This window comes from Pseudomonas haemolytica (assembly GCF_009659625.1).
GTDB lineage: Bacteria > Pseudomonadota > Gammaproteobacteria > Pseudomonadales > Pseudomonadaceae > Aquipseudomonas > Aquipseudomonas haemolytica.
Genome location: NZ_VOIW01000001.1, coordinates 49015 through 62708, shown reverse-complemented (window position 1 = coordinate 62708; position 13694 = coordinate 49015). Strand labels below are relative to the sequence as shown.

Annotated in this window: 19 protein-coding genes; 13 read left to right on the top strand and 6 right to left on the bottom strand. The window is 57.4% G+C overall.

Features of this window, described 5'->3' with window-relative positions; translation table 11 throughout:
• Positions 1-8: 8 nt before the first annotated feature.
• The 13 genes from pth (at position 9) to FRT59_RS00250 (ending at position 9152) form a co-directional block, all read left to right on the top strand.
• On the top strand, positions 9-593 hold the full coding sequence (gene pth / locus FRT59_RS00310) for an aminoacyl-tRNA hydrolase (RefSeq protein WP_010213318.1): 585 nt from the start codon (positions 9-11) through the stop codon (positions 591-593).
• A 22-nt stretch (positions 594-615) separates the two neighbouring features.
• Entirely contained in the window at positions 616-1716 is a 1101-nt protein-coding gene (ychF, locus tag FRT59_RS00305; protein ID WP_153870128.1) for a redox-regulated ATPase YchF, read from the top strand.
• A 372-nt stretch (positions 1717-2088) separates the two neighbouring features.
• Positions 2089-3006, top strand: coding sequence for a sigma 54-interacting transcriptional regulator (locus FRT59_RS00300; RefSeq protein ID WP_153870127.1), 918 nt, complete (start codon positions 2089-2091; stop codon positions 3004-3006).
• Between the two features lie 187 nt (positions 3007-3193).
• On the top strand, positions 3194-3376 hold the full coding sequence (locus tag FRT59_RS00295; protein ID WP_034117990.1) for a hypothetical protein: 183 nt from the start codon (positions 3194-3196) through the stop codon (positions 3374-3376).
• 52 nt (positions 3377-3428) lie between these two features.
• A complete protein-coding gene (locus FRT59_RS27100) occupies positions 3429-3788 on the top strand; it encodes a hypothetical protein (RefSeq protein ID WP_034117989.1) in 360 nt (119 codons plus the stop codon).
• Between the two features lie 6 nt (positions 3789-3794).
• Positions 3795-4583 carry a type III secretion system inner membrane ring lipoprotein SctJ gene (gene sctJ, locus FRT59_RS00285; protein ID WP_034117988.1) on the top strand — a complete coding sequence of 263 codons (789 nt, stop codon included), beginning with the start codon at positions 3795-3797 and terminating at the stop codon, positions 4581-4583.
• The gene (locus FRT59_RS00280) at positions 4576-5118 is read left to right on the top strand and encodes a hypothetical protein (protein WP_034117987.1); all 543 of its coding nucleotides are present in this window, start codon (positions 4576-4578) and stop codon (positions 5116-5118) included. The genes sctJ and FRT59_RS00280 overlap by 8 nt, the downstream gene beginning before the upstream one ends.
• Before the next feature lie 24 nt (positions 5119-5142).
• Positions 5143-5715 carry a type III secretion system stator protein SctL gene (gene sctL / locus FRT59_RS00275; RefSeq protein ID WP_034117985.1) on the top strand — a complete coding sequence of 191 codons (573 nt, stop codon included), beginning with the start codon at positions 5143-5145 and terminating at the stop codon, positions 5713-5715.
• Positions 5716-5770: 55 nt separating this feature from the next.
• The gene (locus FRT59_RS00270) at positions 5771-6046 is read left to right on the top strand and encodes a hypothetical protein (RefSeq protein WP_153838960.1); all 276 of its coding nucleotides are present in this window, start codon (positions 5771-5773) and stop codon (positions 6044-6046) included.
• Position 6047: 1 nt separating this feature from the next.
• On the top strand, positions 6048-6437 hold the full coding sequence (locus FRT59_RS00265; protein WP_153870126.1) for a PIN domain-containing protein: 390 nt from the start codon (positions 6048-6050) through the stop codon (positions 6435-6437).
• Between the two features lie 14 nt (positions 6438-6451).
• A complete protein-coding gene (gene sctC, locus FRT59_RS00260) occupies positions 6452-8590 on the top strand; it encodes a type III secretion system outer membrane ring subunit SctC (protein ID WP_153870125.1) in 2139 nt (712 codons plus the stop codon).
• A complete protein-coding gene (gene hrpT, locus FRT59_RS00255; RefSeq protein WP_153870124.1) occupies positions 8587-8790 on the top strand; it encodes an HrpT family type III secretion system protein in 204 nt (67 codons plus the stop codon). Before sctC ends, hrpT begins: the two co-directional genes overlap by 4 nt.
• Positions 8787-9152 carry a transcriptional regulator gene (locus FRT59_RS00250; RefSeq protein WP_153870123.1) on the top strand — a complete coding sequence of 122 codons (366 nt, stop codon included), beginning with the start codon at positions 8787-8789 and terminating at the stop codon, positions 9150-9152. Before hrpT ends, FRT59_RS00250 begins: the two co-directional genes overlap by 4 nt.
• A gap of 268 nt (positions 9153-9420) precedes the next feature.
• On the opposite strand, the gene sctU is transcribed toward FRT59_RS00250, so the two are convergent.
• The 6 genes from sctU to FRT59_RS00220 are packed head-to-tail and all read right to left on the bottom strand — an operon-like array spanning position 9421 to position 13604.
• Positions 9421-10518, bottom strand: a complete 1098-nt coding sequence (gene sctU / locus FRT59_RS00245) for a type III secretion system export apparatus subunit SctU (protein WP_034117978.1) — start codon at positions 10516-10518, stop codon at positions 9421-9423.
• On the bottom strand, positions 10515-11303 hold the full coding sequence (gene sctT, locus FRT59_RS00240; RefSeq protein WP_034117977.1) for a type III secretion system export apparatus subunit SctT: 789 nt from the start codon (positions 11301-11303) through the stop codon (positions 10515-10517). The genes sctU and sctT overlap by 4 nt, the downstream gene beginning before the upstream one ends.
• Positions 11304-11313: 10 nt before the next feature.
• The gene (gene sctS / locus FRT59_RS00235; RefSeq protein ID WP_034117976.1) at positions 11314-11577 is read right to left on the bottom strand and encodes a type III secretion system export apparatus subunit SctS; all 264 of its coding nucleotides are present in this window, start codon (positions 11575-11577) and stop codon (positions 11314-11316) included.
• Positions 11578-11584: 7 nt separating this feature from the next.
• Positions 11585-12241 carry a type III secretion system export apparatus subunit SctR gene (sctR, locus tag FRT59_RS00230; protein WP_034117975.1) on the bottom strand — a complete coding sequence of 219 codons (657 nt, stop codon included), beginning with the start codon at positions 12239-12241 and terminating at the stop codon, positions 11585-11587.
• Positions 12238-13251 carry a FliM/FliN family flagellar motor switch protein gene (locus tag FRT59_RS00225; RefSeq protein ID WP_153870122.1) on the bottom strand — a complete coding sequence of 338 codons (1014 nt, stop codon included), beginning with the start codon at positions 13249-13251 and terminating at the stop codon, positions 12238-12240. Before FRT59_RS00225 ends, sctR begins: the two co-directional genes overlap by 4 nt.
• On the bottom strand, positions 13248-13604 hold the full coding sequence (locus FRT59_RS00220) for a type III secretion system HrpP C-terminal domain-containing protein (RefSeq protein ID WP_325167929.1): 357 nt from the start codon (positions 13602-13604) through the stop codon (positions 13248-13250). The genes FRT59_RS00225 and FRT59_RS00220 overlap by 4 nt, the downstream gene beginning before the upstream one ends.
• Between the last annotated feature and the right edge of the window lie 90 nt (positions 13605-13694).

Here is a 13694-nt window from a genome sequence, read left to right as displayed (position 1 = left end):
CCCCTGTCGTGACTGCCATTAAACTGATCGTTGGCCTGGGAAACCCAGGCGCCGAATACGAACAGACCCGGCATAACGCGGGGGCCCTTTTTGTTGAGCGCATCGCCCACGCCCAAGGCGTCAACCTTGTGGCCGATCGCAAATATTTCGGCCTGACCGGGCGCTTCTCGCACCAGGGTCAGGATGTTCGTCTGTTGATTCCCACCACCTACATGAACCGCAGCGGCCAGGCCGTCGCGGCACTTGCGGGATTCTTCCGGATCAAACCCGAAGAAATCCTGGTGGCCCATGACGAACTGGACCTGCCACCCGGCGTTGCCAAGCTCAAGCTGGGCGGCGGGCACGGTGGGCACAACGGCCTGCGTGACATCATCGCGCAGTTGGGTAATCAGAATAATTTCTACCGTCTGCGGCTCGGCATTGGCCACCCAGGCGTTGCCAGTATGGTTTCAAACTTCGTCCTGGGTCGTGCGCCACGCGCCGAACAGGAAAAACTCGATGCCAGCATCGATTTTGCCCTCGGCGTGCTGCCGGATATCTTCGCCGGTGAATGGAACCGCGCGATGAAAAACCTGCACAGCCAGAAGGCCTGACTCTTACCCGAGGGGAAACACCATGGGATTCAATTGCGGCATCGTCGGCCTGCCCAACGTCGGCAAGTCCACCCTGTTCAACGCCCTGACCAAGTCCGGTATTGCGGCGGAGAACTTCCCCTTCTGCACCATCGAACCCAACAGCGGTATCGTACCGATGCCGGACCCACGCCTGGAGGCACTGGCAGCGATCGTCAACCCCAAGCGCATCCTGCCGACCACCATGGAGTTCGTCGATATCGCCGGCCTGGTTGCAGGCGCATCGAAAGGTGAAGGCCTGGGCAACAAGTTCCTCGCCAACATCCGTGAAACCGACGCCATCGCCCATGTGGTCCGCTGCTTTGAAGACGAGAACGTCATCCACGTCTCCAACAGCGTCGACCCGAAACGCGACATCGAGATCATCGACCTGGAACTGATCTTCGCCGACCTCGACAGTTGCGAAAAGCAACTGCAGAAAGTCGCGCGTAACGCCAAGGGTGGTGACAAGGAAGCCGTGGTCCAGAAGGGCCTGCTGGAGCAATTGATCGCTCACTTCACCAAAGGCAAGCCAGCACGCAGCCTGATGAAGAGCATGAGCACCGACGAGAAGGCCGTGATCAAGGGCTTCCACCTGCTGACCACCAAGCCGGTGATGTACATTGCCAACGTCGCCGAAGACGGCTTCGAGAACAACCCGCTGCTCGACGTGGTCAAGGCCATTGCCGAGGAAGAAGGCGCCATCGTTGTTCCGGTGTGCAACAAGATCGAAGCAGAAATCGCCGAACTCGATGACGGCGAAGAGAAAGACATGTTCCTCGAGGCCCTGGGCCTGGAAGAGCCAGGCCTGAACCGTGTGATCCGCGCCGGCTACGAGATGCTCAACCTGCAGACCTACTTCACTGCCGGTGTCGAAGAGGTCCGCGCCTGGACCGTGAAGGTCGGCGCTACCGCGCCACAGGCTGCTGGTGTGATCCACACCGACTTCGAAAAAGGCTTCATCCGCGCCGAAGTGATCGCCTACAACGACTTCATCCAGTACAAGGGTGAGGCGGGAACCAAGGAAGCCGGTAAATGGCGCCTGGAAGGCAAGGACTACATTGTCAAGGATGGCGATGTCATGCACTTCCGTTTCAACGTATAAGCGCCACCTGTAGTTTCTGCTCCAGACTAAAAAGCCGATGCATTGCATCGGCTTTTTTGTGGCCGTCTGTTTCTATCGACAGGAAAAATCGAAAAGCATATGTATGAAAAAATTACTCAATTACAACTTTAACTAACTTAATCGATCATTCTTCTAGTCTTTAAGTTTTCTCCTACGCCAAATACCGTACATCCATATGAAAAGCACTTGAACAATATACCGCCTTGACATAGTTAAGCCTGCGCACGCTCTTCAACAGACTTCTACCGATAACAGGCACGATGACTTTTTTGATTATTTGCGCTCTACTGGCTGCACGCCAACAGCGTTCTATCAACAGTGAAGTGATAGCGATAGTGGAGCACCTGGACTATGTCAGCGTCTTATCAAATAACAAATGAGACATACCTCCCCTCCGTTGAAGCCTTGGATATCGAGCGTACGCTTAATAGTACTGCCGCGCTCAACATCGATATTTTGTTACTGGGAGAAACCGGCACAGGCAAGGATACCCTGGCACAACGTGTCCATCGGTTGTCGGGGCGACGAGGTCATTTTGTCGCCGTGAACTGCGCTGCTATCCCGGAAAGCCTGGCAGAAAGCCAGCTCTTCGGCGTCAACAGCGGCGCCTATACCGGAGCAGTACAGTCACGCGCGGGTTTTATCGAAGCCGCACATCTGGGTACCTTGTATCTGGATGAAATCGACAGCATGCCACTTTCGATGCAAGCCAAACTGCTGAGAGTGCTGGAGTCACGAGGCATCGAGCGCCTGGGCTCAACCCGGTTTATTCCGGTAGACATGCGAGTCATCGCTTCGGCGCAGCAATCCCTGCATGAGATGGTCGAACAAGGAAGGTTCAGGCGCGACCTGTATTTTCGCCTGAATGTCGTCAACATCAGCCTCCCTCCGCTGCGCGACCGGCGTGACCGCATCATCCCGTTGTTCCTCAATATGGTTCAAGAAGAGGCCGACTACTATAAGTGCCCTGCTCCACTCCCTTGCGGCGCGCTGGTACAGCAATTGCTGTGCCACCCCTGGTCAGGAAATGTGCGTGAGTTGCGCTCTACCGCCAAACGCTTCGTCCTGGGGCTGGCGCCCTTGTCAGCCCTGCCATCGGACACTGCAGACAAGCCAACCAACCTGAAAGAACGTATGCAGCAGATCGAGAAAGCAATGATCGAGGAATCTTTGCGGCGTCATGCCTACTGCGTGGACGAGGTGGCGGCAGAATTGGGTATGGCCAAAAGAACGCTTTACTATCGAATGAAAAAATTAGATATACAGTAATCAACTGCCCAGCCCTATCCATCGAAGTAATTTCCAGACACATCCCTTAAGTAAAAATCGGAACCATATTCGACACTGAACCACATACATACGAGCCTGACATTTTTAGCGCCTATTGGACACGCTGCCATATTGCAACTAAAAAAATCAGGCTCACACGTCATTTTCTAGATAGCGGAGTATTAATATGAACGTTAATGGTATCGGTTCCTCAGGCTACCAGCCGCCTACCCAACCTGCTGGCAGTGGCGGTGGTGAGAACGAAGACCTGAAGGCAGAAAGGAAAGCAGCTGCTCGCGAATCCCTCAAGGAAAGTATTGAGGCATTCAAGATCACTGAAAAGAAAAAGAACATCGACGCAATACGCTAAATAGCTTGACCGCCCTTTGTCACTAGAAGGGCGGTTTTCCTTTGAGGTCTATATGCAGATAGAAACCCAGATTTTACGCGAACATGAAAACAGCCTGACAGCACGTAGGCCCTCTACCCCGCCCACGTACCAGAACGAAGATGTCAATTTTTTCAGCTCGCAACTGGAGCCTTCGATGCAACGGGTGACCGCTGCACCATCCTCGAACGCCCTGACCGACGCTTTGCGGCTTCTGGATAAATCGAAAAGTGGCATGACCAAAGGTCTCAAGGATTTCAATAGTGAGTTCAAAGAAAAAAACAGACTCAACTATGCCTCCAATCTTTCAGACTCCGTGCTGCTTACACAAACCCTGGTGAAGTGCGTCGGCAAGAGTGCGCAACTCGTTGAAAAAATCAGCAACCTGCAGTAGGAAAACATGATTCGCTTTCTATCTATCGGATTAGTTTTCTCGCTGACGCTGATACTGGGCGGCTGCGGCGAAAGTGTCGAACTGCATCGCCAACTCTCCGAACAGGATGCCAATGAGGTCATCGCGGAACTGGCTGACAAGCACATACGCGCACAAAAAGTGCCTGCCAAGGACGGTGTCGTAGTCCGTGTCAATGTAGCCGATATCAGCCGTGCCGTTCGCACGCTGGAGGCCGTAGGGCTGCCCAAGGTCACCCGTGCCACGATGGGGGATACCTTTCGCAAGGAAGGTGTCATTTCCACCCCGCTGGAGGAGCGTGCGCGGTATATCTACGCACTGTCCCAAGAGTTGGAGGCGACCCTGTCAAACATCGATGGCGTCATCGTCGCTCGGGTGCATGTGGTGCTGCCCGAACGGGTGGCCCCCGGTGAGCCCGTCCAACCCGCGTCCGCATCAGTGTTCATCAAGCATGACCCGCGACTGGAGCCCGACAGTATTCGCGCCCGCGTACGCAGGATGGTATCCAGCAGTATTCCCGGCATGACCACTGCGCTGGATAACGCCCAAAAGCTCACGGTGGTTTTTGTGCCGGCTGCGGCCTATCAAGAGCAACAACGCCTGAGCTATTTCGGCCCCTTCCTGATCCCTGAGGAGAACGTCGGTTTTTGGCGAACCAGCGTTGGCTTGTTGATTGCCAGCGTGATACTGACGCTGGTCACTGTGCTGTTCTGGCGCATACGGGGCCAACGATCAAGGCAAGAAGCTGACGCACCGACCCCTTTGCAGAATGAGTGATCATCTGGCGTGGGCACAATGGTGGGCCAGCCCCTGGCAGTCATCGCACCCGGACGCATCCAGCGCCCAGGCCTTTCATGCAATGCACGCCGTGTGTCGCAGCCAGCCGGGGCTGGCGTGTGCGGCATTGGGCATCGAGCCGTGCCTGCCTCCTGCCCCCCTTGACACGGTGCTTGGGCTGGCATTGGCTTCACGGGAGCAAATTGATCTGGCAATGGCACTACTGGACCTCACGTGCCACCCCTACCTCGACAGCCCCTTGTGTGATGAACACCGCAAGTGGTGCGAGCGTCTCGCCAAGGCGCTGCACCCTAACGCCCTGCTGCAGCCGGACGATGATCCGCTGCAATTGTTGCGGGCCTGGGTCGAGCCGGCTGTCTGGCAGCGTCTTCGATTGCGCCTGGCCCCTGATCGGGTGCTGGCGGTGGAAAAAACGCACCCGTTACTCGACGACGCGCATGGGCGGCTCAATACGCTTTGGCAGGCCATTGTTTGGCGTATTGCCGCAACGAGCAGCGAACTCACTCATCGTTAACCACAACCAGCCAGAGCATTGTCCATGTTGACTCTACGCAAAATCGAGTTGCACAACGGCGCCCCCGGTCAGCCAAAGGTTCTGATTACTCGGGAAATGCTCGCCGATTACTCCCGCTCGGGGCAGCTACTGGGTAGCGCGCAAGCCCAAGCCGAAGAACTCTTGCGCCAGGCGGCCGAACATCGAGAAGAACTGCTTGAGCAGGCCAATCTCGACTTCTGGTCACGTGCCCACGCCCAACTCAGCCTATGGGAGCGCCAGCGCCAGGAGGTGTGTGACAGCCTCGAACACTACGCAACATCCATCGCCAATCAAGCGTTCCACTGCCTGTTGGAAGAAGTGCCTGCCCCACAGCGCCTCTCGGCATTGATCAAACAGTTGGTAGCGACGCAAATCCCACCGATCAAGGCGACCCTGGTTTGCCACCCACACGAGCACGAACAGGTAGCCCAAGCCCTGGCCAAGCTGGGTTCTACGCCTTGGAGACTTCGCCCGGATGACCAGGTCAAACCTCAAACATTGCTGCTGGAAACAGACGAGGGCGACTTCCGTATCGACTGGGCGTCGATGCGAGAAATATTGCTTGCACGGGCGTAGGACGCCTCACCGACATAACGGTACAGGCAGGCAATATCCTAAAAGATGGCCTCCGATGGAACTGGTTACAAACAACCCGCCACACAGTTCAGACACATCTGGAGTAAAAGTAATGGACTTCTACGGAAACCTGAAAAACCACCTGTTGAAGCAAGTTCAAACCGATATCAACCGCTTGAATACCGCCTATAAAGACTCGGAAGTTCTAGATACCGATATAGAACATTTCAGCGACCTGATGAAACAACAAAAGCTCTCGATCATCGCCTTCAACGAACAAGTTCGCTCCAGGCATACATTGCTTAAAACAGCACTGGATGGTGTGCAGTAAGTTGCACGCACTCATTGCCGGCTGGTTAAACGGCCACGAAGATCAGCTGATTCTGTTCGAAAATGACGATGAAATCATCTTTCAACGCGTATCGAGCAAACTGCTGGTAAAGGTTCAATTGACGAAAGCGGGGGAGGACAAAACCTTGCTACGAACCTGGATGCGCCTGGGAGGCCCCAGCCTGAGCTATTTTCACGGCGCTGTTGCACTGGCACCGACCACCGGCGCGCTCTGGCTTGTTCAATGTGTCGAGCAGCACCCCGGCGCACAGCCAGCCAAGTGCCTCGAGTCCCTTCTCAACCAACGCGACACCTGGCGCGCCATCGTCGCGCGCCAGGATCGGCCTGCACGCGCATTCATCCCCACGTCGCTGCGTTTGATACCGCACTAATCAGAGACTTTCCCATGCCTGACAAAATCGACAAGCACCAACGCTTGCGCCCTCACCTACCTGCTGCCACGCGCCGCGCCGCCTGGTGCTGGCTCGTCATGCTACCTGGGTGGCTGCTGCCACTGGACAGCACGTTGGCCGCGATTCCTCCTGAATGGAAAAATACGGCGTACGCCTATGAAGCCCAGCACAAACCTGTGCGCGAAGTGCTGGAGGATTTTGCCCAGACTTTTGGCACACAACTTCAGGTCGAGGGCCTGCTTGAAGGTAACGTCAATGGCAAGATCCGCGCAAATACACCCCAGTCATTGCTCGATCGCCTGGGAGTCGAACACCGTTTCCAATGGTACATGTACAACAACACCCTCTATATCAGCACTCTGGACCAGCAAGAGTCCGCACGCCTGGAAGTCTCTTCCGAGACCATTTCCGACCTTAAGCAAGCGCTGACCGATATTGGCCTGCTCGACAGCCGTTTTGGCTGGGGCGAGTTGCCAGAAGACGGTGTTGTCCTGGTCTCCGGCCCCAAGGTCTATATCGAGCAAATCAAGCGATTCAGCAGCCAGCGCCGCTCCGCGGATGAAAAACAGAGTGTTCTGAGCTACCCGCTGAAGTTCGCCAGCGCCGCGGACCGCCAGATGGAATACCGCAACGAAACAATCATCATCCCCGGTGTTGCCACTATGCTGCGGGGGCTGCTGGAGCCGCGCTCAACCTCCACGCCTTCGGCACAAGCTCAACGCTCCACCTCCCAGCCCGCATTCGTCACTCCCGTGGTTCCACGCCTGAGCAATCCGTTACTGGGGCAAATGCTCGGCCCGTCCACGCCGACCGGGCCGAACAGCTCAACCAATGCGGGCATGTCAATTACGCCGCGGGCCCCCGTCAGCCCGGCCCGGATCCGCGTTGAAGCCGACTTGCGCAATAACGCCATCCTGATTTATGACGTGCCGGAACGGCAGGCCATGTACCGCGAACTGATCGCCCAACTCGACGTGGCGCGCAAACTGGTGGAAATCGATGCAATCATCCTCGACATCGAGCGCACGCAATTGCGCGAGTTCGGTGTGAAGTGGGGCTTTCAGAACAGTCGCTTCGGTGGCGGAGCCGATGTGGTTCCCGGCAACTCTCAGTTGACCATTGGAAACCGCGACCGTTTCAACGCCGACATACGCGCTTTGGAGGCCAAGGGCTTGGCAACCATGGTGTCCAATCCGTCAGTGCTGACGCTGGAGAACCAGCCGGCAGTAATCGATTTCAACCGCACCCAATACCTGTCTCGCGGCAGAGAGAACGCAACGATTTTACCGATTACCGTAGGCACCAGCTTCCAGGTCGTGCCCCGGGTCATCACCAGCAAGGGGGGCCACCAGATTCAGCTGTTAGTGGACATCGAGGACGGTAACTTCGAAGAGTCCAACCCTACACCCAACAGCTACGATGTACGCCGAGGCAAAGTCAGCACCCAAGCCATCATGGCGGAAAAACGCTCGCTGGTAGTCGGCGGTTTCCACGTCACCGAAAGCGCTGACAGGCACAGCAAGGTACCTCTGCTGGGGGATATTCCGCTATTGGGCAAGTTGCTGTTTTCCTCGACGGAGCGACAGAACAATCGGCGTGAGCGTTTGTTCATCCTCACGCCGCGTGTCATTGGAGACCAGGCCGACCCGTCACGTTATTTACCACAAGCGGACCAGGTTGAATTGCAGGCCGCTCTCAAACCCCTGGCCAGGCGCTATGACCCTCACCAGCCGGTGGTCAAACGCAGCGACGTTATCAGCACCCTGGCGCACCTGGTCAGCGGAGAAGTGCCCAAGCCCTTCAAGGTAGCGCCGATGCCCCTGGGCCTGACCACCTTGTGCAACACCCGCAACTTACTGGCGCTCAATACTCAACGCAGTCAGTGGTATGCCGGCCCACAGTACAACGTAGCCGTGGTGGTACTGCGCAATCAGTTCAACCGCAATGTGCGTATCGATGAAAAGGAATGCAGTAATTCACAGACCCTGGCCGTCAGTGTCTGGCCGCGCGCCTGGCTCAAGCCGGGTGAGGAAGCAGAAGTGTTCATCGCCATGCGTCCGGTGGTGAAGGATGAACATCTCAGCGTGCCCCGTCCCTCCCTGATCACTCCAACCCAAAAGGCCAAGCCATGAAACACCGCTTGCTGTTCGTCACCCTGATCGGCGCAGCGCTGCTCGTCGCCGGTTGTACACCTACCTGCAAGGGCGACTCCTGCTCACGCCCGCAATCGAGCAAGGATAAGATGGTGATTTGGTGGCCCCCACAGATGCGCGTCGAACCCGGCCCCGCCGGAGAGCGGGCGGACTATCAGACAGTGTCGCTGGAACGATGACCGACCAAGGAACACCGGACGATGAGCGCCAGGTCTTCCTAGACAGTCTGGTGGGCGGCTCTGCCGCTCACCTGACACTGTGCCCCGGAGTGACGGCCAGTGGAATGCAAGCCGGAACCCGCCAGGGGCTGGCCCTGCTCATAGCTCGCGAAACATTGCAGGCTTCACAATTACAGCAAGCGCTGGAGCGTCGTTTCGAGCAAGCCGTGGCATTCGATGGCTGCTTTATCTATATCGATCCACAGGACAACCTGGTGATCTGGCATGCGCTGCCCTCACAGCGCAACCTGCTCGAAAGAACCCTCAGCAGAATGTTGTCGCTGGCCAACCTTGAAACCCTGGATGCACGCACCCGGCGCTAGGGGGCGTTCTCAATTAGTTTCCCCACCGCGTTGTCGCCTTAAAGCGGGCCAGGCAAGGCGCAGGCCGCTGGGAATGGTTGTTCCCTTTCCAAGGCCTGCAACGCAGCATGGCCCGCTTCAAGGCACAACCCGAAGGGCCGGGCCTGCTGCTGTGCAGGGCTGCGTTGCTCGAAGCTTATTTGGAATGACCAAACCACGCTTCTCGCGCCTTGCCCTGCACAGCAGCAGACCCGGCGCGGTGGGGAAACTAATTGAGAACGCCCCCTAGTCAACGCAGATCAAGCTCCGGCAACTCCAGGGTCTCACGCTTGGCTTCATCATCAAGCTCGCGCAAGGTGCGGTAGATCAATGCCACGGCTTGCAGGGTTTCACGAGGAATAGTCGCCCCCAACTTCTTCGTATAAAGCGTACGGGCCAACCACACACACTGAATGACCGGCACATCGGCCGACTTGGCCCGGGCGATTAACGCACGGGCGTCATCATCGGTCCCTTTGTCCACCAACAGAGGCAGCGGTGTTTCGCCCGGGCGGTAATACAAGGCCACGGCAAAGTGCGTCGGGTTGACCACCAGCATATCGGACTCCTCCAGCTTGGGCAGCTTGACCTTGGGCTCTTCCTGGGCCAATTGCTGCGCCAACGCGCGGCGTTGCCCCTTCACATGGGGGTCGCCCTCCATGTCCTTGTACTCTTTGACGACCTCGACCTGAGTCATGCGCATGCGCTTGGCAAAGAAGTACTTCTGCATTGTCAGATCGATAAGGGCGAGCACCAGCAATAACCCCAGGCAGGCATGCAGCAAATAGCGGAACAGCGCGATCAAGGCCAGGATGTAGCTTTGCAGGTCGCTGGTGGCCAGGTTGATCAATGCTCCCAAGGAAGGCCAGATCACCACGTACAGGATCAGGCCCAGGAGCGCCGCCTTGACCACACTCATCAACAGGTTCATCAACGACTGTACAGAGAACATTTGCTTGAGTTGATTGAGAGGGTTAAGGCGGTTGAAATCGAGCTTCAGGGAGTCCGGGGCGAACAGAATCCCGAACTGCATCCAGCTGCTGACCAGCTTCGTGATTATCGCCACCGCGGCCATCAACAAGGCGAACGCGAAAAACATCATCACGCCTTCGACCATCACCTCTTCCATTGCCTGCGGGAAAGGCAAGGCCAGGCGTGAAGTCGGCAGCAGCATCAACTGTTGGAAACGCTGCAGGCTGGTCTCGGCGGTGAACAAGGCGATTTCACTGATGGCGGTCAGCACCATTAACTTACCCACATCCTGGCTTTGGGCGACCTGTCCTTTCTTACGTTGATCACGCAGTTTCTTGGCTGATGCGGGGTGCTTTTTTTCCCCTGAATCACTCATAGGATCGGGACCTTGAAAAACAGCCCCAGGGTGTGTTTGAGGTCTGTGAGCAAGCCCATGCGCCCGACGATCAGGTCCTGCAGCAACTCAAAGTACAGCAGCAGGACACCAATACCCGCCAGGCACTTGAGGGGCGGCGCCAACGTACTCACTTGCAGTTGCTGGCTGTAGACCCCTAACAGTGCAATGCCGAACTCCAGCAACAGCAGCACCGCGATAAAGGGAGCGGCGTAGAGCACCATGTGCGTGAACGTTTCGCCGAGCAGATCGACAAATGCACCGAACCCATCGGCGGCGGGCAGCGGAAACCACACCGTCGGTGGCCACAGCAGATAGCTGTCCCAGATCACCTGGGTCAACGCGCCGAGGCCCATGCTGACCATCAACAGAAAAATCGCCAGTTGCTTGAACAGGTGCCCGGATGGCGTCGCATCCGGCCCCAGCGATGGGTTGAGCTGACCGCCGGCCAAAGCGCCACGCTGGTTATCCAGCAGCGCCCCGACCGACTCGAACAGCCAGAACGGCATAGACAACAACACACCCAGCAATAGCCCCAGGGCCACCTCTTTCAGGACCAGCCCACCGAGCATCAGCGCAGAGTGTTCCTGGCCCGCCAGCGTCGCATGAACGGCCGGCATCGGCACCAGCGCCATGACCATCACGATGGTGTGCCGTGGCATGCCGCGTATATGTTGAAAACAGAATGCCGCCACGAGAAAGGCACAGGGGTAGATACGCGCCATGGCCACCAGCAAGCTGGGTAAATACTCAAGATATAGCAGCACAGGCGAGACCTCAGTGCAGGGCCGAACGGCTAATCATGTCGAACGTCACGTTCATCAGCTGGATCAACTCCACACCGATCCAGCGACCGGTCATGATCAAGGTGATACCCACCGCCACCAGCTTGATCCCGAAAGGCAACGTCTGGTCCTGTACCTGCATCAGCGCCTGTACCAGAGATGTCATGACCCCCACTACCACCGCCACAATCAGCGGCGGCGCCGTCAACAGAACCACCAGCAGCATGCCCTGCTTGAACAGTACGATCGGTTCCATAGGCCACTCAGAGATAGGAAAGGAACAGGCTGTCGAGCAATCGCGACCATCCGGAGACCATCACGAACAGGAGCAATTTGAGTGGCAGGGAAATGGTCATCGGCGAGACCATTTGCATACCCAGCGCCAGCAGGAGATTGGAGACGATCAGGTCAATCACGATAAACGGGATATAGATCAGGAAACCAATTTCGAACCCCGCCTGCAACTGCGACAGTACAAAGGCCGGCACCAGCAGGATCAGGTCCTCACGCTGGACTTCCTGTGCCATCTGCGCCGGCCACATGCGCGCAGTGTTCTCCAACAGGTGAGTAAGAATATCCGGGTCACTGTTGCGCAACATGAAGGTGCGCAACGGTTTGATCGCCTCCACCCCCGTCTGTTGAAGTGCGCCCACGCTGGTCAGGTCAAGGGGCGACACCTTGACGATTTCGGCCATCTCATAACCGACAGGCGCCATGATGAACAGGGTCGCCGCCAGGGCAATGCCGTTGATGGCCATACCCGGAGGTACTTGCTGCACCCCGATGGCATTGCGGGTGATCATCAGCACAATCACGATTTTCAGGAACGCTGTGCAGACGACCAACAGCATGGGCATCAACGACAATGCCCCAAGAAACACTGCCAGGACGACGGGATCTATCCCCTGGAAACTATTCATCGAGAAAAGATCACGCGGGTCATCTGCAGCCCCAGCCGCCCGTCCACTTCAACCAGTTGACCCAGGCCAAGGGGGCGGTCACCGTAGTAAAGACCGGCCGTACCTGGGGCGTACCCAGCCACCCCCAACACGGCACCGGGTGCAAGGTTGCGCAATTCACCGAGGGTCAGGTTCAGCGTGCCGCACCGCACATTGAGCGCCATGCTCAATTCATCGAATGGCTCATGCCCGAATACGTCCGTCACCGCCGTCTCATCCTCATACCCTGAGTAGGTCTGTGTTGCAAAATCTTCGTCCACAAGCGTGTCCTCGATAGAAGTAAGGGTCAGGCGTGTCGGCCCGGATTCAGCGTCGATCCAGCCCACCAGGCGCTGTTTGCCAACCTGCACATGACCGGTTCCCGACGCACTGAAAAAGGCCTGTTCAACCACCAGCACGTCACCGGCCCGCAAGCTGCGTAATTGGTTCATGGGCAACCGCAGGCGCCCAAGCGTCACCTCCACCGCCAGTTGGAACTGCGCCGGCACTGACCCTGCCACGGAGCGCCACGGCCCCGCCTTGCACAACGCCAGAAAGCTTTCGGCAGACAACCACAGATAACCCGTGGCACGGGACGCACCGAGCGTCACGCAGAATCGACAGCCAAAGTTCAATGGCCGGGTGCCTGGCACAAGGCGCAGATGGCCGAACAGTGCCTGCACCTGGGGGCTCATATGATGGTTGAACAAGGCCCAGAACCAGCCGTTCGGATCGTTGCCGGCCTGTGCCAACGTCATTGGGCATTCACCCATCAAGCTGAACTGCGGTCCCGGCTCACTGAAGGCCAACACCCCGCAGGCGGTTTCGAAACAGAGCGGCTGGACACCCACCGGAGCAGGCCCGGGTTCCATTTTCAACTCGCCACTTGAGCCTGCGACCTGGAACGGCATACACACCCCGTGCCCTAACCGCAGCCGGGCAGCCGCGATATCGGCCTTGAACGTGGGAAATACCAGAGGGGGTAACATCATGCTTGCGCCGATTTGGCCAAGTACAAGCTGACAGGCTGATGCAGGCTCGCCGCCAGCCGTTGCTCACATTGTTGGCGTACACCACTGAGCCAGCGCGCCGCAGTGTCTTGCTCCGCGTCCAGCTCAACATTCCAGCTGCCCTCCTCTCGGCGAATACTGGCATTGATCCGCCCCAGGCGGCCGAGGTGAAAGACCGCCATCAAAGGCCACTGTGAACCGACGAGCATTCGCGGCGCCAACTGCTCGGTCAACGCCTCGATCATGGCGACATCGCCAGAGGCTTTGATTCCGTTCAGGGAAGCTCCATATCCGCCTCCGCCCTGGCCGTCATCATCAAACAACTGGGCAAACATTCGCCGTTGCTCCCAAGGCACAAAGGCGCTGAATTCGGGTGCACGATCATCGCGAGGTTCGCGCGGGCGCTGCCGTTCAGGGGGAGCCAC

Bases quoted from the DNA above. Each gene is read 5' to 3' on its own strand.
- ychF (WP_153870128.1), top strand. From the start codon at position 616: ATGGGATTCAATTGCGGCATCGTCGGCCTGCCCAACGTCGGCAAGTCC.
- FRT59_RS00300 (WP_153870127.1), top strand. From the start codon at position 2,089: ATGTCAGCGTCTTATCAAATAACAAATGAGACATACCTCCCCTCCGTT.
- FRT59_RS00295 (WP_034117990.1), top strand. From the start codon at position 3,194: ATGAACGTTAATGGTATCGGTTCCTCAGGCTACCAGCCGCCTACCCAA.
- FRT59_RS27100 (WP_034117989.1), top strand. From the start codon at position 3,429: ATGCAGATAGAAACCCAGATTTTACGCGAACATGAAAACAGCCTGACA.
- sctJ (WP_034117988.1), top strand. From the start codon at position 3,795: ATGATTCGCTTTCTATCTATCGGATTAGTTTTCTCGCTGACGCTGATA.
- FRT59_RS00280 (WP_034117987.1), top strand. From the start codon at position 4,576: ATGAGTGATCATCTGGCGTGGGCACAATGGTGGGCCAGCCCCTGGCAG.
- sctL (WP_034117985.1), top strand. From the start codon at position 5,143: ATGTTGACTCTACGCAAAATCGAGTTGCACAACGGCGCCCCCGGTCAG.
- FRT59_RS00270 (WP_153838960.1), top strand. From the start codon at position 5,771: ATGGAACTGGTTACAAACAACCCGCCACACAGTTCAGACACATCTGGA.
- sctC (WP_153870125.1), top strand. From the start codon at position 6,452: ATGCCTGACAAAATCGACAAGCACCAACGCTTGCGCCCTCACCTACCT.
- hrpT (WP_153870124.1), top strand. From the start codon at position 8,587: ATGAAACACCGCTTGCTGTTCGTCACCCTGATCGGCGCAGCGCTGCTC.
- FRT59_RS00250 (WP_153870123.1), top strand. From the start codon at position 8,787: ATGACCGACCAAGGAACACCGGACGATGAGCGCCAGGTCTTCCTAGAC.
- sctU (WP_034117978.1), bottom strand. From the start codon at position 10,518: ATGAGTGATTCAGGGGAAAAAAAGCACCCCGCATCAGCCAAGAAACTG.
- sctS (WP_034117976.1), bottom strand. From the start codon at position 11,577: ATGGAACCGATCGTACTGTTCAAGCAGGGCATGCTGCTGGTGGTTCTG.
- sctR (WP_034117975.1), bottom strand. From the start codon at position 12,241: ATGAATAGTTTCCAGGGGATAGATCCCGTCGTCCTGGCAGTGTTTCTT.
- FRT59_RS00225 (WP_153870122.1), bottom strand. From the start codon at position 13,251: ATGATGTTACCCCCTCTGGTATTTCCCACGTTCAAGGCCGATATCGCG.
- FRT59_RS00220 (WP_325167929.1), bottom strand. From the start codon at position 13,604: ATGTTTGCCCAGTTGTTTGATGATGACGGCCAGGGCGGAGGCGGATAT.